20 protein-coding genes and 4 tRNA genes are annotated in these 21,988 nt (G+C 37.7%); 20 read left to right on the top strand and 4 right to left on the bottom strand.

The window, feature by feature from the left end:
- The first annotated feature begins 15 nt into the window (after positions 1 to 15).
- The 20 genes from ACZBKJ_RS02500 to ACZBKJ_RS02595 all read left to right on the top strand — a co-directional run bounded on the left by ACZBKJ_RS02500 (position 16) and on the right by ACZBKJ_RS02595 (position 19,556).
- Complete coding sequence (locus tag ACZBKJ_RS02500; RefSeq protein WP_463199345.1) at positions 16 to 210, top strand: hypothetical protein; 195 nt, start codon at positions 16 to 18, stop codon at positions 208 to 210.
- 37 nt (positions 211 to 247) lie between these two features.
- Positions 248 to 850 (top strand): hypothetical protein, encoded by a 603-nt coding sequence (locus ACZBKJ_RS02505; protein ID WP_463199346.1) that lies wholly within the window; start codon positions 248 to 250, stop codon positions 848 to 850.
- Between the two features lie 118 nt (positions 851 to 968).
- A complete protein-coding gene (locus tag ACZBKJ_RS02510) occupies positions 969 to 1,592 on the top strand; it encodes a glutathione S-transferase N-terminal domain-containing protein (RefSeq protein WP_463199347.1) in 624 nt (207 codons plus the stop codon).
- Positions 1,579 to 1,998, top strand: coding sequence for a stringent starvation protein B (locus tag ACZBKJ_RS02515; protein WP_463199348.1), 420 nt, complete (start codon positions 1,579 to 1,581; stop codon positions 1,996 to 1,998). The genes ACZBKJ_RS02510 and ACZBKJ_RS02515 overlap by 14 nt, the downstream gene beginning before the upstream one ends.
- 50 nt (positions 1,999 to 2,048) lie before the next feature.
- Positions 2,049 to 4,058, top strand: a complete 2,010-nt coding sequence (metG, locus tag ACZBKJ_RS02520; protein ID WP_463199349.1) for a methionine--tRNA ligase — start codon at positions 2,049 to 2,051, stop codon at positions 4,056 to 4,058.
- Between the two features lie 15 nt (positions 4,059 to 4,073).
- The gene (gene dinB, locus ACZBKJ_RS02525) at positions 4,074 to 5,168 is read left to right on the top strand and encodes a DNA polymerase IV (protein WP_463199350.1); all 1,095 of its coding nucleotides are present in this window, start codon (positions 4,074 to 4,076) and stop codon (positions 5,166 to 5,168) included.
- Between the two features lie 145 nt (positions 5,169 to 5,313).
- On the top strand, positions 5,314 to 6,897 hold the full coding sequence (locus ACZBKJ_RS02530; RefSeq protein WP_463199351.1) for a peptide chain release factor 3: 1,584 nt from the start codon (positions 5,314 to 5,316) through the stop codon (positions 6,895 to 6,897).
- A 17-nt stretch (positions 6,898 to 6,914) separates the two neighbouring features.
- A complete protein-coding gene (locus tag ACZBKJ_RS02535; RefSeq protein WP_463199352.1) occupies positions 6,915 to 8,441 on the top strand; it encodes a subtype B tannase in 1,527 nt (508 codons plus the stop codon).
- A 22-nt stretch (positions 8,442 to 8,463) separates the two neighbouring features.
- The gene (locus tag ACZBKJ_RS02540) at positions 8,464 to 9,291 is read left to right on the top strand and encodes a DUF3298 and DUF4163 domain-containing protein (RefSeq protein WP_463199353.1); all 828 of its coding nucleotides are present in this window, start codon (positions 8,464 to 8,466) and stop codon (positions 9,289 to 9,291) included.
- A 37-nt stretch (positions 9,292 to 9,328) separates the two neighbouring features.
- Entirely contained in the window at positions 9,329 to 10,831 is a 1,503-nt protein-coding gene (locus ACZBKJ_RS02545) for an anthranilate synthase component I family protein (protein WP_463199437.1), read from the top strand.
- 129 nt (positions 10,832 to 10,960) lie between these two features.
- A tRNA-Thr gene (locus ACZBKJ_RS02550) sits at positions 10,961 to 11,036 on the top strand.
- Between the two features lie 27 nt (positions 11,037 to 11,063).
- Positions 11,064 to 11,147, top strand: a tRNA-Tyr gene (locus tag ACZBKJ_RS02555).
- Between the two features lie 16 nt (positions 11,148 to 11,163).
- Positions 11,164 to 11,237, top strand: a tRNA-Gly gene (locus ACZBKJ_RS02560).
- Positions 11,238 to 11,253: 16 nt separating this feature from the next.
- A tRNA-Thr gene (locus tag ACZBKJ_RS02565) sits at positions 11,254 to 11,328 on the top strand.
- Between the two features lie 164 nt (positions 11,329 to 11,492).
- A complete protein-coding gene (locus ACZBKJ_RS02570; protein ID WP_463199354.1) occupies positions 11,493 to 11,813 on the top strand; it encodes a hypothetical protein in 321 nt (106 codons plus the stop codon).
- A 92-nt stretch (positions 11,814 to 11,905) separates the two neighbouring features.
- Positions 11,906 to 13,087: an efflux RND transporter periplasmic adaptor subunit gene (locus ACZBKJ_RS02575; RefSeq protein ID WP_463199355.1), complete on the top strand. Its 1,182-nt coding sequence runs from the start codon at positions 11,906 to 11,908 to the stop codon at positions 13,085 to 13,087.
- Between the two features lie 11 nt (positions 13,088 to 13,098).
- Positions 13,099 to 16,146, top strand: a complete 3,048-nt coding sequence (locus ACZBKJ_RS02580; protein WP_463199356.1) for an efflux RND transporter permease subunit — start codon at positions 13,099 to 13,101, stop codon at positions 16,144 to 16,146.
- Between the two features lie 170 nt (positions 16,147 to 16,316).
- Positions 16,317 to 17,543: a phosphoglycerate dehydrogenase gene (serA, locus tag ACZBKJ_RS02585; RefSeq protein WP_463199357.1), complete on the top strand. Its 1,227-nt coding sequence runs from the start codon at positions 16,317 to 16,319 to the stop codon at positions 17,541 to 17,543.
- 113 nt (positions 17,544 to 17,656) lie between these two features.
- Positions 17,657 to 19,009 (top strand): glutathione-disulfide reductase, encoded by a 1,353-nt coding sequence (gorA, locus tag ACZBKJ_RS02590; protein ID WP_463199358.1) that lies wholly within the window; start codon positions 17,657 to 17,659, stop codon positions 19,007 to 19,009.
- Between the two features lie 46 nt (positions 19,010 to 19,055).
- Entirely contained in the window at positions 19,056 to 19,556 is a 501-nt protein-coding gene (locus tag ACZBKJ_RS02595) for a hypothetical protein (RefSeq protein WP_463199359.1), read from the top strand.
- Between the two features lie 272 nt (positions 19,557 to 19,828).
- Here ACZBKJ_RS02595 and ACZBKJ_RS02600 read toward each other — a convergent pair whose 3' ends face one another.
- The 4 genes from ACZBKJ_RS02600 to ACZBKJ_RS02615 are packed head-to-tail and all read right to left on the bottom strand — an operon-like array spanning position 19,829 to position 21,555.
- Positions 19,829 to 20,113, bottom strand: a complete 285-nt coding sequence (locus ACZBKJ_RS02600) for a hypothetical protein (protein ID WP_463199360.1) — start codon at positions 20,111 to 20,113, stop codon at positions 19,829 to 19,831.
- Between the two features lie 25 nt (positions 20,114 to 20,138).
- Positions 20,139 to 20,552, bottom strand: coding sequence for a hypothetical protein (locus tag ACZBKJ_RS02605; RefSeq protein WP_463199361.1), 414 nt, complete (start codon positions 20,550 to 20,552; stop codon positions 20,139 to 20,141).
- A 30-nt stretch (positions 20,553 to 20,582) separates the two neighbouring features.
- Entirely contained in the window at positions 20,583 to 21,161 is a 579-nt protein-coding gene (locus tag ACZBKJ_RS02610) for a hypothetical protein (RefSeq protein ID WP_463199362.1), read from the bottom strand.
- Positions 21,162 to 21,180: 19 nt separating this feature from the next.
- The gene (locus ACZBKJ_RS02615; RefSeq protein WP_463199363.1) at positions 21,181 to 21,555 is read right to left on the bottom strand and encodes a hypothetical protein; all 375 of its coding nucleotides are present in this window, start codon (positions 21,553 to 21,555) and stop codon (positions 21,181 to 21,183) included.
- Between the last annotated feature and the right edge of the window lie 433 nt (positions 21,556 to 21,988).

Below are 21,988 nucleotides of genomic sequence, written 5' to 3' on the forward strand. Positions count from 1 at the left end.
GAAGCAAATACTTTGATGAATAAAAAAGATGCTATCATGCGTTATCGGATGCCAACTACTTTTAAAGTTTTAACCAAGAAACAAGAGGAGCTTTATTACAATGGCAAACTAAAAAATACCAAAGGTAAAACAATAGAACCCTATACCTGTTTACATCAAAAAAACAAACCAAACTTTGAGTTTTGTTTTGATGCAGGTTTTCCAGGTTAGTCAATTATTTATTATTATTTATTAAGTGGTATACTATATGAATAGATTTTTTAAATACGCCTTAACTACTTTATGTGTTGCTACAAGTCCTACAGCAATAGCAGCGGATTGGACACCTGTTTTTAAATCATGGGAAAATGGCTGCAATAGTTCCTCAGTGGAAGACTCTTTATTAGAATCCCTTGGTTATGATTATTTTGACAGTGATGCCTATTTCAAAGCATTTGATAATAATGGTTTTTTTAAACTTGCAGGTCAAAAAAATCACGCTAAATTACAAAAGTTATTCACTAACAATGCTGCTAAACAAGGTAAATACCCCAAGGTCAAACTTCCTTATCGTAATGACTTGGGTAAAGCGGTCTTATCAAGAGACAATGAAGGCAACATTGAAATTTCCATTCCATTAAGCCATGCTAAATTATACAATCACAGTATTGTCAAATATACCAGGTACTTTGTTCCTGACACTGATGTTACTGGGCAATACATTACCTTTGGCGCTATGAGTAATGCTGATTACCAAAAACTTAAACAAATAAAGATGAAAAAATCAACTGGCGATGATTTGGAATATCGTGCCAGTTTTAATAAAGATAGCAAAGGCACGGTAACTCTTGTTTGTGATTTTAGCACCTAAAACACCACTTATTTAAAAACAGTCTGTTGCCCACAGGCTGTTTTTACCTCAAGCATGACAACTAAAGACTTTTTAGCAAAATTTTGCTAAACTGTGTCCTTTTAAGTTGCCTTTGTTTGTGTCACATTCTGCCCTTTTACCCACCCAGTTTGTCTTATATGCTAATGATGGTTATGCTAGTCATATTGTTAGGCTGCTTTTGGCAGAAAAACAGCTTAATTTTCATCTCCAAATCATCCAAGACGATTTCCCCGATGTATTGGCTGAGCTTAATCCCTATGGCACGCTACCAATTTTAGTAAGTCGTGACTTAGCATTGTATGAAATCAATGTAATTTTTGAATATTTAGAAGAGCGTTTCGCCGCTTATTCACTTTTACCCGCCGACCCAAAACAACGCGCCATAATACGAACACTGGCATGGCGAATACAAAAAGATTGGTTTTATTTAGGTGATGATTTACAATTACACATCCACGACACAACCAAAAAAGATTTTGCTGATATCTTTGCCACTTTATCACCCATTTTTGGAAAATACCCTTTTTTTATGAATGACCAATTTAGCTGGTGTGATGTGTTATTATTACCTCTTTTGTGGCGATTGCCCAAAATGGGGGTAACACTACCTAAAAAACACTGTCAAGCGCTACTTGATTATCAAAAACGTTTGTTTAGTCGTCCAAGTTTTCAGCAATCTATTAAACATCCAACACAGGAACAATATTATGAGCAGCTCTAACAACCAAGACACAACACTTAGTCCAAAACGCCCCTATTTTTTACGTGCCATGCACGAATGGCTAACAGAAAACAATTTTACACCCTATTTAATGGTGGATACCACCAATGAGCAGGTTATCGCCCCAAAGGGCTATGATGCCGATGGGCGTTTGGTTTTAGCAATATCGTATCAAGCCACCAAAGATTTATTTATAGACAATCAAGCAATCAGCTTTGCCAGTCGTTTTGGTGGTGTATCACACGATATTTGGGTGCCAATGGCCGCAGTTATAGGCGTTTATGCCAAAGAAAATCCTGAGGAAGGATTGTTTTTTGACCCATCAGAATATGATAATTACACACCAAAAACTGATGATACACCACCGGCACCGCCCAAAAATGGTGGACATTTAAAATTTGTATAATATAGCGTTACCAATATTGGATAAGATGACAAAATAATAAGTAGGTAGATATGAGCAGAAAAATTCTTGTAACCAGTGCTTTACCCTATGCCAATGGACCAATTCATTTAGGGCATTTGGTTGAGTACATTCAAACCGATATCTGGGTGCGTGCCATGAAATCTTTAGGGCATCAGGTAACCTATGTATGCGCAGATGATGCACACGGTACAGCAATCATGTTAAAAGCTCAAGCCAATGGCATTACCCCAGAACAACAAATCGCTACTGTCAAAGCCGAACACGAAAAAAGCTTTGCAGGATTTTATATTGATTTTGACAATTATCATTCCACGCACAGTTCAGAAAATGAATTTTTCAGCCATCAAATTTATACAAAGTTGGCGAGTCAAGGTTATATTTTTACCAAAGATGTTGAGCAATTATTTGATACTGAAAAAGGTTTATTCTTAGCTGACCGTTTTGTCAAAGGCGAATGCCCAAAATGCCATACCAAAGACCAATATGGCGACAACTGCGAAAATTGTGGGACGACTTATAATGCCACTGAACTGATAAATCCCTACTCCACCTTAAGTGGACAAAGTCCAGTTATTAAATCCAGTAAACATTATTTTTTTGATTTATCACAATTTAATGATTTTTTACAATCTTGGACAAAAGACAATAAACGCCTTCAGCCATCCATTGCCAATAAATTGGATGAGTGGTTTACATCGGGTTTAAACCCTTGGGATATTAGTCGTGATGCACCCTATTTTGGTTTTAAAATTCCCAATACACAAAGCAACGAACCTGATAAATACTTTTATGTTTGGCTTGATGCTCCAGTTGGCTATATGGCAAGTTTTAAAAATCTATGCGACAAAACTGGGCTCGACTTTGACGAATATTTTAATAAAGACAGTCAAACTGAACTGTACCACTTTATTGGCAAAGACATTGTTTATTTTCATGCTTTATTTTGGCCTGCAATGCTTTATGGAGCAGGCTATCGTACACCAACCGCCATCAATGCCCATGGATTTTTAATGGTAAATGGCGAAAAAATGAGTAAATCTCGTGGTACTTTTATTAAAGCCGATACCTATTTAGAAGCGTTAAGCCCTGAATACTTGCGTTATTATTTTGCCAGTAAATTAAGCGCCAGTGTCGAAGATATCAACCTTGATTTAGATGATTTTATGCAAAAAGTCAATTCAGATTTGGTAGGAAAAATCGTCAATATCGCTTCACGTTCCGCTGGTTTTATCCATAAAAATAGCAATGGTGTTTTATCTAAAACTTGCAGTGAACCCGAACTTTTGGTCGATATTATTGCCATTGGCGATGAAATCGCTACCGCTTATGAAGCCCGTGAATTTTCTCGCGCTATACGTCTTGTGATGAACGTTGCCGATAAAGCCAATGAATACATTGACACTAAAAAGCCATGGGCATTAAATAAAGAAGCGGACAAACAAGCTGAAGTGGTTGATATTTGTTCAGTTTGTTTAAATATCTTCCGTCAACTTGTGATTTATCTTGCGCCTGTATTGCCAAAACTTGCCGAAGATGCCAAATTATTTTTAAATATTGATGAGTTAAGTTTTGCCAGTCGCCATAATTTACTACTGGGTCATACCATCAACACCTTTAAACCCCTAATGAATCGTATTGAAAAAGAAAAAATTGACATCATGGTAAATGCATCTAAAGAAAATCTAAGCCCTCAAGCTTCTAACACAACAACTGAATATATCGGGATTGACGATTTTGCAAAAGTTCAAATGACAGTTGCTCATGTTTTAGCGTGTCAAAAGGTCGAAGGCGCAGATAAGCTGTTGCAATTTAGTCTTGATGTTGGTGAAGATCAACCTAGAAACGTCTTTAGTGGCATTGCCAAATTTTATCAACCTGAAGAATTAACGGGTAAAAAAGTGATTTGTGTTACCAATCTTGCACCAAGAAAAATGAAGTTTGGTATATCAGAAGGCATGATTTTATCTGCTGAAAAAGATGGGCAATTGCAAGTGGTGATTTTGCCTGATGATATGAAGATTGGGGCAAAATTAGCCTAAACTTTTCATCATCAAGTGGTACACAAACAAAATTCTGGCAGAAAAATCATACATATCGATATGGATGCTTTTTTTGCCAGTATCGAGCAAAGAGATAATCCAGATTATCTTGGCAAACCTTTGGTTGTTGGTGGTAATCCTGATGGGCGAGGTGTGGTAGCGGCGGCAAGCTACGAAATACGACCATTTGGTGTACGTTCAGCGATGAGCTGTTATGAAGCCAAAAAACGTTGTCCACACGCCATTTTTGTACGCCCACGTTTTGATGTGTACCGCCAAGTTAGCCGTAAAATCCAAGAAATCATGCTTACCATTACGCCTTTGGTTGAACCTTTATCACTGGATGAAGCCTATTTAGACGTTACAGGACAGTCACATTTTCAAGGTTCGGCAACCTTGATGGCAAATCATCTGCGTCAAAAAATCTGGGAAAGCACTCATTTGACAGCATCAGCAGGCGTTTCATTTAATAAAATGCTGGCAAAAATCGCATCGGACGTTAATAAGCCCAACGGCATTTTTGTAATTACGCCCAATATGGCAGATGATTTTATTGACCGATTGGCAATTGAAAAATTTTTTGGTATTGGAAAAGCTAGCCAAAAAAAGTTGCATAATCTAAACATTTATTATGGTCATCAATTTAGACAGCTGCCTTTAGAAAAACTTATTGAACTGTTTGGTAATAAACGCGGTATTTTTTATCATCAAATTGCTCAAGGAATTGATATAAGAGAGGTTTTACCCAATAGAACTCGAAAATCCATTGGCACAGAGACCACCTTTACCCATGATTTAACTGATAAAACGCAAATTTTTTACCACATCGGTTTAGAAAACCAAAAAGCTTTTGATGAATTAAATCGTCGTGGGTTATGTGCTTATTGCGTTACTTTAAAAATTAAATATGGCAATTTTCATCAAATCACCCGCAGTCATACTCAAAAACAATCCTTTACAAGTGCAAAAGCAGCCCTATTTTGGCTGGAAAAATTATTTTTAGACACACCCGAAGAACTGCCCATTCGCCTAGTTGGGGTTACATTTTCACATTTAGCAAAAAAACATCACGAAAAAATTCAGCCAGATTTATTCGCTGATATCATCTAACTTTTTGTTTATATAAATTCAATTTTAATCCACCAATAGGAAACTAAATGACGTAATTTTTATGAATGTGTGTACAGTTCATCACATACAAAAGCCATCAAGCTATGCTATAATTTGTCATTTTCTATAAAATATAAACAATATCATGAGTCAATATCTATCACAAATTCAAAATCGTCGCACATTTGCCATTATTAGCCATCCTGACGCAGGTAAAACCACGATGACTGAAAAACTGCTACTTTGGGGGCAAGTCATTCAAAAAGCAGGCGAGGTTAAAAGCCGTAAAACTGATAAACACGCAACCAGCGACTGGATGAGCATGGAACAAGAACGGGGAATTTCCATCACGACATCCGTTATGCAATTTCCTTACGCCAATCATATGGTCAATCTATTAGACACCCCAGGGCACGCCGACTTTTCAGAAGATACTTATCGCACATTAACGGCTGTGGATTCTGCCTTGATGGTAATTGATGGCGCAAAGGGCGTGGAAGAGCGCACCATCAAACTGATGGAAGTATGCCGAATGCGAGATACGCCTATTATCAGTTTTGTCAATAAACTTGACCGCGAAATTCGCGACCCATTATCGTTGTTAGATGAAATTGAAAATGTTTTAAAAATCAAATGCATACCCTTTACTTTTCCAATTGGCATGGGGCAGGATTTTGTTGGAGTGTATCATATTGGTAAAAATAAAACCTATCTTTACAAAAAAGGCTTTGGTGGGCAAATCACAGACATTGAAACCCGCGATGGCTATGATTATGCTGATATCAAGGAGCGATTGGGTGAGCTTTTATGGAATGATTTCACTGAGGGCTTGGAACTGGCTCAAATGGCTCATGAAGATTGGGATAAAGATGAATTTTTGGCAGGTCGACAAACACCCGTACTTTTTGGCACCGCGCTTGGAAATTTTGGGGTAAATATGGTGTTAGACACTTTAACCGCTTACGCCCCGCCACCAAAAGACCATCAAGCTATTGAACGCATTGTAAAAGCCAATGAACCTGAATTTACAGGGTTTGTATTTAAAATTCAAGCCAATATGGACCCCAAACATCGAGACCGAGTTGCCTTTATGCGTGTATGTTCTGGACGTTATGAACGTGGCATGAAAATGAATCACGTTCGACTAGGTAAAGAGGTGCGAGTATCGGATGCACTGATGTTTTTGGCAGGCGACCGAGAAGCTTTAGAAGAGGCGTATGCAGGTGATATTATTGGTTTACACAATCATGGCACCATTCAAATTGGTGATAGTTTTACCAGTGGTGAACTTTTAAACTTTACAGGCATTCCACATTTTGCACCTGAATTGTTTCGTCGTGTGGTTTTAAAAGACCCTTTAAAATCCAAACAATTGCAAAAAGGGCTTCAGCAATTATCCGAAGAAGGGGCAACTCAAGTATTTATGCCACAAATTAATAATGATTTGATTTTGGGGGCAGTGGGCGTGCTACAATTTGAAGTGGTGGCGCATCGTTTACTTGAAGAATACAAAGTTCAATGCACATTTGAACCTGTTTCTATCGCTACAGTGCGCTGGGTGCATTGTGATGATAAAACTACATTTGAAAAGTTTAAGAAAAAAGCCCACGACCAATTATCGGTTGATGGTGGTGGTTATCTAACCTACCTTGCGCCCAGTCGTGTTAATCTACAACTCATGCAAGAGCGTTATCCTGAAGTGGAATTTCGAGCAACTAGAGAACATTAATCATTGGATACCAAACTATGAAACATGCTTTAAAAACAATAACCGCAATTGCAAGTCTGACGCTATTTGGGCTTGCTTTAGCTTCGTGTGTTAATGTTCAAACACAACCCCAGCAAGACTCTCCCACTTTAATTTTTAACCAAAACGCCTACCAAAAAAAGCAGTTTGTTTTTGATAATAAAACCATTCAGGTGCGTGCTTATGAAAACATCCCTTATGTTGTTAGCCCTATTGAGCCTGATTACCAATTGATAAATATTTACATTCCAGAAGAATATTTTGCCAACCAAACAATCAATGGCTACACCAAAGACACCGCTCCAATTTTTAGCCCTAATGCTATTGGTGGCTATATGCCTGCCAAACCTATGGATTTAAGTGATAAAAAAAGTCCTGATGGACAAGTTTCGCCCAGCAGTGTCCAAATGGCATTATCACGTGGTTATATTGTAGCAAGCATAGGTGCGCGTGGACGAACATTGCAAAAAGATGGGGTTTATACAGGAAAAGCCCCTGCAGCAATTGTGGATTTAAAGGCAGGTATTCGTTATCTTAAAGCCAATGACAAACAAATGTTTGGTGATGCAAATAAAATTATTGTTAATGGCACATCAGCTGGCGGGGCAATGACAGCCCTTTTAGGTGCAACTGGCAATCATCCAGATTACGAGATGGAATTACAAAAAATTGGTGCCATTCGCGCCAAGGATAATGTTTTTGCGGTGTCCAGTTATTGTCCAATTACCAATCTTGAAAATGCCGATGCTGCCTATGAATGGCAAATGAATAAAATTAATGATTACAAAAAAATCACCAACGAGTCTTTAGATTATCAAGTAAAACGAGAAACCATTAGTGGTACATTAGACAAAAATTCTCAAGACATATCCTTACAACTCAAACAAAGTTTTCCAAAATATATCAACGGGTTAAATTTAATTGGTAAAAACGGAAACCTAACTTTAGATAAAGATGGTAATGGTACATTTAAAGATGAGATTTTATATTATTTAAATCAATCTGTTAATAAAGCACATAAAGACGGCATATCGCTATCAGAATATACATTTTTAAATCAAAAAAAATCCATAGAACCATATTATATCGCTAGTTTTGATGATTTTTTACAAACCTATTTAGGTCGCCAAAAAATACCGCCTGCATTTGATGCGCTGGATTTATCCAGTGGCGAAAATAATTTATTTGGCAGTGATACCATTGATAGTCGTCATTTTACCAATTTTGCCAAAACTTTTGACAATCATCACAAACACGCTCCCAAAAATACTGTTAAATTAATGAATCCAATGAATTATCTTGATGATAATAACGCAGAGATTGCACAATATTGGCGGATTCGTCATGGCGCAAAGGACGCAGATACGGGATTTGCGATATCAGTTATATTGGCTACAAAATTACAAATGAACCATAAAACTGTTGATTTTTTTATGCCATGGAATCAAGGTCATGGCGGCGATTATGATTTAAATGAATTATTTGATTGGATTGACAGCATTTCCAAAGAAACCTCAAAAAAATAAATTATGTTATGATGAGTTAATTATGATGAAAAAACATTTCTTAATTGCACTAGCAAGTCTAACAATTGGTATAGCACCTTTGTCTACTCATGCCAATACATTTGTCGTAAGTCAAAAATCTCTTGAATTTGATGAATATCCGTATGAATCTTGTGGCGAAACGTGTCCAGAAATAGATTACAGCTTTATTGATACCGGTTATAACTGGTTGGATGCGATTATTAATAAAGATGTGGTTTTGGGGTTATCTGGTTATATTGAAGAAGGCAGCTCTGAAGATAAGGAATGGCAAGCATTTAAAAATATTAAAAATCCAACCGATAAACAGCTTGCCAACCAAACCACTAAGGCAATCAAAAAATTTTCTAATGAAAATGCAGAGTGGATAAAAGAAGATAAAGACAATTCTCCTTTTTCGATGCGTTCAGTACCAAATTATCTTGGTAATAAGCAATTAAAAAATGGAAATCACTTGGAGTTATTTTCTATTAACAATTATCAATATTTAGGCGGAGCGCATGGATTGCCAACGCTTGGTTATTATGTTTTTGATATGAATAACAAAAAACTATTAGAACTGGATGATGTTATCATATCAGGAAAAAAATCAATTTTAGAAAAACTTGCTTATGAAGCCTATATTAAATATTTACTTGATAATGATGTAAATCCGGATGATATGGCTGAAACATGGGAATTTTATTTAACTGATAATTTTAGTTTTAATAAAGATGGCATAACTTTTTTATATCAACCTTATGCTATTGGTCCTTATGCCATGGGAATGCCTGAATTAACCATCAAATATCAAGATTTAAAAGGTGTTATCAAAACTGAATATTTAGATTAATCTTTTAAGCGAATATTAAGGAAAATAAATCATGAGCATGATAACCAAACAACAGTTTTATGAATTAAAAAAACAAGGGTTTAGCCACATTCCCTTAATTAAAAAAAAGCTTACAGATGACAAAACCCCTGTTTCTGTATTTGCTGCATTGCGTCAAATAAATCCAAAAGCCTATTTATTTGAATCCGTCGTTGGTGGAGAAAGATTTGCTCGTTATTCCATGATTGGTCTTGGAAAAGGCGTTTATTTTGAATATCAAAATGGCATCATGAAAACAACCAGTGAACTTGTGGGAATTCAAAGCATTAAAACTGACAAGCCTTTTGAAATCATTCGCACTTTTATGGCAAATTTTCGTATGCCAGACCAAACTATCATTTCCCAATTACCAGCCTTTAGTGGTGGCTTAGTGGGTTATTTTGGTTATGATTTAATACGTACCATTGAGCCAACTGTTGGTGATTTAAACAAACCCAATCCGATGGGGCTACCAGATTTGTGGCTAATGCTTTCTACGGAAGTTGTAGTTTTTGATAATCTTGAACATACATTATCCATTGTGGTTTATGCTAATGCCGATTTTGAGAATGGCTACGAAGACGCTTTAGCCAAATTAACCATGATTGAAAATGCCTTAGAATCACCCCCCAAATTAACCTGCACTCCAAGACCTGTACCAAAGTTTATTTCCCAAACAGGACAAGAAAAATTTTGTCAAGATGTTGAAAAAATTAAAGAATATATTTTAGCAGGTGATGTCATGCAGGTTGTTCCCGCCCAAAGAATGACTGCTGAATTTGATGGCGACCCTTTAAGCGTTTATCGAGCATTACGGTATTTAAACCCATCGCCTTACTTATTCATTCTACATGGTGAAAATTTTGGTGAAAATGCATCTGGTTTTGATATTATTGGCGCATCACCAGAAATTTTATCACGCATCGAACATGGCAAAGTTACTGTCAGACCTCTAGCAGGCACCAGAGCCCGAGGCAAAGATACCCAAGAAGATTTAGCGCTGGAAAAAGAACTGCTGTCTGACCAAAAAGAAATTGCTGAACATTTAATGCTGATTGACCTAGGACGTAATGACGTTGGCAAAGTCTGCGATATTGGCACGGTTAAAGTCACTGATAAAATGTTTATTGAACGTTATTCTCACGTCATGCACATTGCCAGTAATGTAGAAGGAAAAATTAAACCCAATTTAGATGCTTTAGATGTTTTTTGTGCAACTTTTCCAGCAGGTACACTGACAGGTTCTCCAAAAATCCGAGCCATGCAAATTATTGACGAAATAGAACCCGTTCGCCGTACCGTTTTTGCAGGAGCAGTTGGTTATTTGGGCTGGGGTGGCAATATGGATACAGCGATTGCGATTCGCACAGCGGTCATGAAAGATGGCAATATTCATGTACAAGCAGGAGCAGGTGTGGTCGCAGATTCTAATGTATTATCTGAATGGGAAGAAACCAATAAAAAAGCTATGGCGATTGTTAAAGCGGTTGAGTTGGCATGTCAAGGTTTGGAAATGTCATAGTAGTTTAAAAATTTTATTTTATAAGTTATTGATTCACTTGTAAAATTAAAATTTTTTAATCTTTTTTTAAAAAAATGCTTGCATCCAAGAAGAAATTTGCTATAATACGCACCACTTAGGAAATATACCGCCGGCTTAGCTCAGTAGGTAGAGCAACTGACTTGTAATCAGTAGGTCGCCAGTTCGATTCCGGCAGCCGGCACCATTTTCTACAGTATCCAATACATCTATTGGTGGGGTTGGGGAGCGGTCAAACCCAACAGACTGTAACTCTGTCGCGAAAGCTTCGAAGGTTCGAATCCTTCCCCCACCACCATATTTCCTACACCTATGCGGGTGTAGTTTAGTGGTAGAACCTCAGCCTTCCAAGCTGATGGTGCGGGTTCGATTCCCGCCACCCGCTCCATATTATACAATCATTCGCTCTTGTAGCTCAGGGGTAGAGCACTCCCTTGGTAAGGGAGAGGTCGCGAGTTCAATTCTCGCCAAGAGCTCCATATAGTAATAATCTCTAAGTATTGATTTACTTGGGGATTTTTTATTGATTTTAAATACCAAAATTCTTAAACAAACCTACTAACATAAGCAATTAACATCATTACAAGAAATTACACTTGTGATATTATGGCTATTATGTTGTTTATTTTTTAGGATTATGATAATGAATCGTCTATTTTATTTAACTGTATTAGCTGCCATGCTTTGTGCCTGTACTATCACTGCAAGTGATGATGTTTACACCACACCCAAACCCATTATCACCCAACCTACTTCTACTGTGGTTGTCCCTGCTGCTATCGTCATCAATGAGAAAAAAGATGATGCCATGTATGTTTGTACTTTAAAAGCCTTTACATCTACCTATAAATCTGAAAATGAAAGCAAAGGCAAAGCCAAACTTAGTGTTAAAAAACAGTGTTTAAACGAATTTAATGAAATGTTTTGTCAAGACAAAGACATCAAATGTAGTGAATATAAATAGATGATTTATCTGCCAATTTGAATAGTCTGGATATTGACAATCATATTGCTTATGATAAAATTAGTCTGAAATATGACAATTAATTCATTCTTATGAACAAACTCAGTGCTACCAAAAAATCCCCAGTGTTTTGGGTGGCTGTTTTTGCCACGCTAATCATTGGGGTACTAATTGGACGATTTAGCCAATCCAACACACCCTCACCCTTATCAAACGATACTCACAAAAAACCTCAAACCAATAATTCAGAACAACAAAAAGCCGTTGCTATGATGGTGGAAGCCGCGACACCCATACCTGTGGAAGTGACTGAGACGCTCGATGCAACAGGCATTATCCATGCTAAGGATACTGCCGAAGTAAGCGGAAAGTTAACAGGAACAACGATTGAAAAGGTGTTGGTAGATGTTGGCGATACGGTAAAAGTAGGTCAGGTTCTGGCGGTACTCGATAGCCAAGCACTCAAGGATACACTCGTACAAGCTGAAGCTGATTTGGCTTTATCACATGCCAATTTAAAAAAGGCTGAAGCTGATTTAGCCAGAGTTGAGCCTTTACTTAAAATTGATGCGATTAGTCGTCAAGAAGTGGATAATTATCGTACTATTTTGGCTCAAACCAAAGCAACCATTACCTCCAATGAAGCTCGCCTCAATAACGCCAAAACCAATTTAAAAAACACCCTAATTGTCGCCCCAGTATCTGGCATCATCAGTAGTAAAACTGCTGAGGTTGGTTTACTAGTAAATGGTTCATCGCTATTTAGCATCATCAAAAATGGTCAATTGGAGTGGCGCGCAGTCATTGACCCTAAAGACGCTAGCAAATTATCTGGTGGTCAATCTGCCGTCTTAGCTTTAAATAACGATGAATCCATCACTGGAAAACTCAGCCATTTATCACCAACAGCGGATAATTCGCGTCAGCTGATTGCTCATGTACTACTACCAAATAATAAAAAAATTAAAGCAGGAATGTATCAAGCTGGACAATTTATTTTATCCTTTGAACAAAAATTAACACTGCCAGTGTCCGCAGTAATGACGACTGATGGTTATGATTATGTTTGGGTTTTACATCCTAACACCAGTCAAAACACCTACACCGTCAAACGTGCCAAAATTACCACCCACAATAGAATTGGCGATAAAATCGTTGCTGAAATTGATAAAAATGCAATTGTCGTTGCTAAAAGCACCAGTTTTTTATCTGAAAATGACATCGTTGGTGTTGCTTTTATCAATAATCAAACTGTTTCTAATGAAGTAAAATAAAGGCAGACTTAATGAATTTTTCTGCATATTCTATTAAAAATCCGCTAGTAGCGATTTTATTATTTAGTCTGCTAACTTTGGGTGGGATACTTGGATTTTCTAAAATGAAAATCAAACAATTTCCTGATATCAGCATTCCCAAAATCAATATCAACATCAGCTATGCTGGAGCAAGTCCTGTACAACTTGAAACTGATATTGCCAAAAAAGTTGAAAATAAACTTACTAGCTTAGAAGGCGTCAAACACATTCGCTCCACCTTGCAGACAGGCAGCGCATCCATTCAGGTAGAATTTAATCTAGAAAAAGATTTATCTGAAGCCTTGGAGGAAGTGCGTTCAGCAGTTGATGAAATATCAGGCAATCTTCCTGCTGCGGCTGAAAAACCTGTGATTACCAAAATCTCTACTGCAAATTTTCCTGTGGCAAGCTATGCCATCAGTAGCGATACTATGGACAGTGCTGAATTGTCTTGGTTTATTGATGACACATTAAACAAGCGTTTATCTGGCGTCAATGGCTTGGGGTCGGTAAGTCGGATTGGAGGGATTGAGCGGCGCATCATTGTGGCTGCCAACGACACCACATTAAATAGCTGGAATCTACCCATTAATGCCCTAGCCAATCAAATTGCCAGCATCCAAAGCGATGCAACAGGCGGACTTGCTAAAATTGGTGGAGGTGAGCAAACCATTCGAATTTTAGGAGCAGCAAAGAGCATTCAAGAATTATCCAATCTACCCATCAACACTCCCAAAGGAGCTAGCCGACTTGGTGAAATCGCCAGTATATCAGATGGTTTTGCCGACTTAAGTAGTCAAGCCCTACTCAATGGTCGGTCAGTGGTGGCGATGAACATTACTGCTTCACGAACTGCCAGTGAAGTAACTTTGATTCAAGACGTAGATAAAGCTTTAGAAAAATTAAGCCAAGAATTGCCTTACATTAAAATCACCAAAATTTATGATAATTCTGAACCTGTTGCTGAAGATTACAAAGCCAGTATTCAAATGTTAATTGAAGGCTGTGCCTTAGCGGTGATTGTGGTACTGCTATTTTTAAAAGATTGGCGAGCAACTTTGGTGGCCGCAGCAGCACTGCCTTTGTCTTTAATTCCTACCTTTTTAATCATGCATCTATGTGGGTTTAGTCTTAATATTATCTCACTTTTGGCATTGTCTTTGGTCATTGGCGTTTTGGTTGATGATGCCATTGTAGAAGTTGAAAACATCATGCGTCATCTGCATATGGGCAAAACGCCCTACGAAGCCGCCATGGAAGCGGCTGATGAAATCGGGCTTGCGGTGGTCGCAACGACGTTTACTTTGATAGCTGTGTTTTTGCCAACAGCATTTATGGATGGTGTAATTGGACAATTTTTCCGTCAATTTGGTTGGACGGCAGCAATTTCTGTGTTTATTTCACTGATGGTGGCACGGCTTGTTACACCAATGATGGCAGCTTATATCCTAAAAGCCAAACCGCCCAAAGATGAAAAAACTGGCAAAATCATGAATGGTTATTTATCAATTGTTCAATGGACCTTAAATCACCGCTTGGTTACCGTGATTTTAGCAGTCAGTTTATTTATTGGCTCTTTATCGCTGGCAAAAATGCTTTCTGGCGAATTTGTACCACCTGATGATGCCAACCAAACCCAAGTTAGTTTGGAGCTAACCCCTGATGCTATCCTTGATGATACCGTACGTATTGCTCAAATGACCGCTGATAAAATTGCTCAAATACCCGGAGTGGATTCTGTATTTATTGCTGCAGGTCGTGCCAGTACTGGCGGAGATGAAGGTTTAGCAGGCGCTACCAATACCGCGACTTTAAATATTTCATTAAAACCACGAAAACAAAGGGTTAGCAAATTAGAAATTGAGCATCAAATAAGCCAAGCCATCAAAAGTGTACCATCAGCACGTTTTACCGTTGGTCAATCCGCAACGGGCGATTCAGGTTATGGGTTTTCTTTGGTTTCAGATAATTCACTGCTGCTTGAACGCACAACTGAAGACGTACTTAAAGCCATTAGAGAGTTACCAATTGTCACTTCGGTAACCAGCAGCAAGCCTCTTCCCAAACCCGAACTTGCCATTTTACCCAATGCTTTAAATATGGCAGATAAAGGGGTTACTACGCTTGACTTAGCAAACACCCTGCGCATTGCTACATCGGGCGATTACACTCAAGCCCTACCCAAACTTAATTTAGACACTCGTCAAATACCCATTGTTGTCCGATTATCCGATGATGTCCGACAAAGTGAAGGTGCCTTAAAAAACTTATACATTCCCAGCAATATCAGTAGTTTAGGTTCAGTAAAAGTATCTGAAGTAGCAGATATCAAGTTTAGTACAGGTGCTGCCCAAATTGACCGCTTAGATCGAAATCGTACTGTTAAAATTACTGTGCAATCAGCCGCTGAGCTCGGTGAAGTCGTCAAACAAGTTAAAGAGCTTAACATACTGCAGAATTTACCCGATGGCATTACTTTGATTGATGAAGGGCAAGCCAGCGAAATGGCTGAATTATTTACTGGTTTTGCCATTGCCATGGCGGTTGGGGTGTTTTGCATTTTTGGAGTATTGATTTTATTATTTCATAAAATCCTACAACCTTTTACCATTTTAATCGCATTACCTTTATCTGTTGGCGGTGCATTATTTGGTTTGGTTATCAGTGGCAGTACATTATCCATTTCATCATTGATTGGTTTTATCATGCTAATAGGGATTGCTACCAAAAACTCTATTTTATTGGTTGATTATGCCATCATTGCTGAAAAAAATGGCATGGATAGAGTCTCTGCTCTGCTTGATGCTTGCCAAAAAAGAGCCAGACCCATCATCATGACATCAATTGCAATGGGTGCGGGTATGCTGCCTTTGATTCTTGGAATGGGTGATGTTGATGACAGTTTTCGAAAACCGATGGCGATTGCTGTTATTGGCGGACTGATTACATCAACTGCGCTTAGTCTTGTGGTAATTCCTGTAATTTATACATTAATGGAAGATTTTAGTGGAATGTTTAAACGCAAAAAATCCGCTTAATCAATCTAAGAGATTGAATTTTTAAGCCAACCTGATTTATCGTTTTAATCTGAAAAAATAATTCAGCAAAATTTATTTTTGCTTAATATAATTTGTAAAAAGGCTTTACAAAGCCGGCTTAATGGGTGTATAAATATAACACCTATTTATCCACCGTAAAAGGAAATATTATGACGTTGTCATTAAATAAAGATAAAATCCGTTTTTTACTCTTGGAAGGTGTTCATGATAATGCCTTAAAAGTATTAAATGGTGCAGGCTATACCAATATTGAATATCTAAAAACTGCGCTTGATGAAGCTGAATTGATAGAGAAAATCAAAGATGCTCATTTTGTTGGCATCCGTTCACGCACCCAGCTTACTCGCAAGGTATTAGAATCCGCCGAAAAACTGATTGCTATTGGCTGTTTTTGTATTGGTACCAATCAGGTGGACTTAGAAGCTGCTTTAGAGCTTGGTATTCCTGTTTTTAATGCCCCTTATTCTAATACCCGTTCTGTAGCTGAATTGGTGCTTGCCGAAACCATCATGCTAATGCGTGGCATCCCCGAAAAAAATGCCGTGGTTCATCGTGGTGGCTGGAATAAATCTGCCAAAGACAGTTATGAAGTACGTGGTAAAACCATAGGGATTGTCGGTTATGGTTCGATTGGTTCTCAATTGTCTGTACTTGCCGAAAGCTTGGGTATGAAGGTAATTTATCACGACGTTGTTACCAAATTACCTTTGGGTAATGCGGTGCAAGCTGCCAGCCTTGATGAGCTTTTGGAGCAAGCAGATATAGTTACACTACACGTTCCTGATTTGCCAAGCACGCGCAACATGATAACCAAAGAGCAATTTGACAAAATGAAAGATGGCGCATTTTTCATTAATGCTGCCCGCGGTGGCTGTGTTGATATTGATGATTTGGCGGCTGCCTTACAAAGCAAAAAACTACTAGGAGCGGCAATAGATGTATTCCCCAAAGAACCAAAATCTGCCGATGAAGAGTTCTTTTCGCCACTGCGCGCCTTTGACAATGTGATTTTAACCCCTCATGTTGGCGGCTCAACCCAAGAAGCTCAAGCCAATATCGGATTGGAAGTTGGTGAAAAATTCGTAAAATATTCCGACCAGGGCGATACCACCAGCGCCGTAAACTTCCCAAATGTTTCTGTTCCTTTCATTGAAGGTACTCATCGTTTGCTGCACATTCATAAAAACGTTCCAGGCGTGTTATCACAAATTAATGCCGCATTTGCCAAAGCAGGTATTAACATTGCTGCTCAATCAATGTTGACTCGAGGTGATGTTGGTTATTTGGTCATGGACGTTGATGACCACGATTCAGAAAAAGCTTTAGAACGTTTAAAAGCGGTTCCTGAAACCATCAAAGTACGTGTATTATTTTGATTGATTTTTTAAATTATTAATATCAATATGTAGAGTCATTTAATCCTAAAATGACTCTCTTTTTATGTTAAAATGCTAACAATTTTTTAATTTAACTGTATTATGGTAATACTATGAAACATTATGATTATCTTGCCATTGGTGGCGGCAGTGGCGGCATTGCCTCCATCAATCGGGCGGCAAGTTACGGCAAAAAATGTGCAATTATTGAAGCTAAACACTTAGGCGGAACGTGTGTTAATGTTGGCTGCGTACCCAAAAAAGTCATGTGGTACGGAGCAAATATTGCTGAGGCAATTTATAAATACGCTCCTGATTATGGATTTGACATAGATGTTAAAGGATTTGATTTTGCAACATTGGTTAAAAATCGTACAGCTTATATTGATAGAATTTATACATCCTACAACAATGTACTAACTAAAAATGGGGTCGATGTCATTACAGGCTATGCTAAATTTGTCAACAAAAACACTGTAGAAGTTAATGGAGAAAACATCAGCGCCGACCATATTTTAATCGCGGTTGGTGGCACGCCTGCTCGTCCTGATATTCCTGGAGCTGAATATGGTATTGACTCTGATGGTGTTTTTGAATTGCAATTACTGCCAAAACGAGTAGCCATTGTTGGAGCAGGTTATATTGCTGTTGAAATTGCTGGTGTATTTAATGCGTTAGGTAGTGAAACACATTTATTTGTGCGTAAAGACCGTCCACTGCGTCAATTTGATGGCGATATTGTTGATGTCCTAACCAAAGTTATGGCGGATGATGGTCTAACTTTACACACTCACGCCACCCCTAAAGAAGTCATCAAAAACCTTGACAATTCTATAACCTTGGTATTAGAAGATGGTCGCACCCAAACCGTGGATGCATTAATTTGGGCAATTGGCAGAAAGCCTCTAACCCAAGATTTAGGGTTGGACAATGCCGGTGTCTTGACCAATACTCAAGGCAAAATCATGACTGATAAATTTCAAAACACCAATGTTTCAGGTATTTATGCTGTTGGTGATGTGATTGAAAATGGCATTGAATTAACGCCAGTTGCAGTTGCTGCAGGTCGCAGATTATCTGAACGCTTATTTAACAAAAAACCAGATGAGCATTTAGATTACACTCTAGTGCCAACTGTGGTATTTAGCCACCCCCCTATTGGCACTATTGGACTTTCTGAAGATGCTGCCAAACAGCAATTTGGTGATGATAATGTCAAGGTTTATCAGTCTAACTTTACCCCAATGTATAGCGCCATCACCAATCACCGCCAACCATGTCGCATGAAACTAATTTGCGCTGGCAATGATGAAAAAATTGTTGGTTTGCACGGTATTGGATTTGGAGTGGATGAAATGATTCAAGGGTTTGCTGTTGCCATTAAAATGGGAGCAACTAAGGCAGACTTTGATAATACGGTTGCCATTCACCCAACGGGGGCAGAAGAGTTTGTTACCATGAGATAAATTTTAAAGCCTCAAATATTATTTGGGGCTTTTTAGGAAGAAAAAAATGAAAAAATTGACATTAATCTTATTATGCAGTATTCCTTTATTGGGATACGCCAATAGCGACCAACACTTATCAGAACTTACAACAAAAGAAAAACTATTGCTTGGTAGTTGGCAATGCAAATCATCACCCAATTTTGAAAAGAAATATAATGCTACAATATCTGCAACTTATCAATTTTTACCAAATCACATATTAAAAGTTTCCAAAATCAGCAAAGAATCCAATGATGCTATTTACCGCATTGACACCGAAAAAACATGGGGGTTACTTCAAGAGGGTAAACTCACTCTGATTGTTGGACAAAATATTTCTTTGACTTACTTTGATAGTCAAAATTCCAACCCTGAAACAGACGAACGATTAAAAGAATTTGCCTCAGATACTTATATGTATTACTCGAACATCAACCAATTGGATGCAAAGACTTTTAACTTTGGTTATATCGATGCTTTTTGGAGTGAATTTGATGTTTTTCGCTGCCAGCGTATTCAACAATGAAACTTTAGATTAAACAATCAATCCCAGCGTCTTAAGACCTTTATAAATCCCATCCTCATCATGGCGTGAGTAAATAAAAATCGGCAATTGGGGTGGATAAAATGATTCAAGGGCTTGCTATTGCCATAAAAATGGGCGTCACCAAAAAAGGATTTTGATAATACAGTTGCCATTCACCCAACGGAGCAAAAGAGTTTGTAACTATGTGTGAATAAAAAGATACCCCAAAATTTAATAATTTTGGGGTATGAATTTAGATGGCTGACTTATCATTATTTAATCAAGTTTTTAATCAAACCTACGATGCCCTTATTTTTGGCACGGCGAGCCTTTGACATTCTTTCAGCGATTTCCTTGCCTTCTTTGGTTCTTAAATCCACCTTGCCATCTGAACGTCTCTTTACTGTTGATGTTCTGTTTGTGGTGCTTTTCTGAGTAGTGATTTTATTTACTCCAGTCTTAGCAAGCCGAGCTTTTTTGGCGCGCTCAACCAATTCTTTATATTCTTTGGTGCGTTTATCCACCTTACCGCTTGCAGTCTTTTTAATAGTACTCATATAATACTCCTCTCTTTTTACATGTTCAGTTATTATCTTCCACTTCAATGACCAAATCATCCATTTCATCAACAAAATCATCAAAAATCTGACTGGCTCTATTATCAGATAGACCTAAAATATCTGCAAATGCAAAATAATTTGATAATTCATCCACACTAATCACGCCATCAGCAGCCAAAACATCAAGACAAATTAACAAAACTGCTTCTTTATCAGTAATAAACTCACCTGCTTTTGCCAAATGGCCGTTGAATGTATCGTCATCCATTGCTGAGAGTTTTTCAATTTCACTGACAACAGCTTTTTGTAAATCAGCAAGTTGCAACTCATTAGATAATTCTAAAATGCACTGCTCAGCAACATCATCATAACCCTCTTCGCTAGCCATGATTGACGCACCAATAAATGGGGCAAGCAGTTTGCTTGTTAATGCCATACATATACTCCTAAAAAGTAAAACGATATCTTAAGCCTGTTTTTGCATTACGACAGTTTGATAGGCTGCTTTGGCTTGGACTTGATTAGTGCCTGTGAATTTATCGTAAGCAAAATAAGCTACAACCGCCAAAACAACCACCAATATAGCCCACACCCAAATTGGCAGACCTTGTGATACTTCTTCGAGTTCAGCATACTCATAGTCAATATGATAGCCTAAATGGTTGCCAGAAACCTTTCCAACTTCACCATAAATATCAAATCTAGAAAGCTCTTTTTGCAGGCGTGCCAAACTTGCAGCTGTCCACATTTTACTAAAAGCAACTCTTTGCCCATTACCTAATACGAGCCATTCATCATTTTTAGTAAAACAAGCATTATCATTGATAAACCAGGAATTATTTGCTTGTTTTTCGTAAGCAATATCATCAGCGGTATAAAACAGCTCACTCACACCTGCGTCAGGGCATATGCGTTGTTTAGAGAATTGGGTTTTTAGCTCCATCAGTGTTGTTTGAGGATGCATTTTAAGATAAGCAGCCATCATACCCAAAGCCGTCCGGTTTTGGCTTTTGCCAATGACATTTGCCTGTGTAATATACGTCATGATAAATACTTCCTTATACTTAAGAAAGTGCATCAATCAATTTTGAACCAAACTGACGAGTTGTCCAATTATTATCATAAGCCATCCCCACTTCTTCGGCAATTTCTCTTAATGCTCCTTTGGTATTAGCATAAAGTTTAAAGCTATCAATGCTACCATCACCTAAAACACGAACACCATATTCACCAAATTGTGCAATACCCTGATTACCATATTCTTTGATAAGTTTGCTACCAAATTGACGGGTTGTCCAATTACTATCGTAATCAAAACCAACGGCTTCAGCAATAGCTCTTAAGCTTGCAATGACATTGCTGAATCTGCGCAACACCTTAATACTACCACTATCATCTTGATAGATAAGATATTCTTTATAAACTGCTTTTTTAGCCATAATAGCCTCCATGATTAAGTGAAATTTATTGTGTTAAAAACAAAATCTATTACAAATTCTACCCCCCCCCCCCCCGCAAATTTGTCAAAAATCAACCGATAAAATGTATAATTTTTATAATTTAATGGTATAAAAAGTGTTAAAAAGTATCGTAATGGGTAGGTAAGTATTTAGTTATAATAAAAATAGTTATCTGATTTGGGAAATTTACAAAAAGAAAGAGAATACTAAATTTGCCTTTGGATAGATTTAGGTGGCTTTTGCAACAGAGAATATTTTATAGACATGCAAATTAAAGGTATTTGCCTAAAGTACGTTGTATTTTAATCATGACAGTCAAATGAATTAGCAGCACCACACTTAATTTGGGTTACACTGAGGATATATGCACTAGATTTAGTGTATTTATGTATACAAGTGAACTAAATAATAA

The organism is Moraxella sp. I5G (assembly GCF_055193055.1).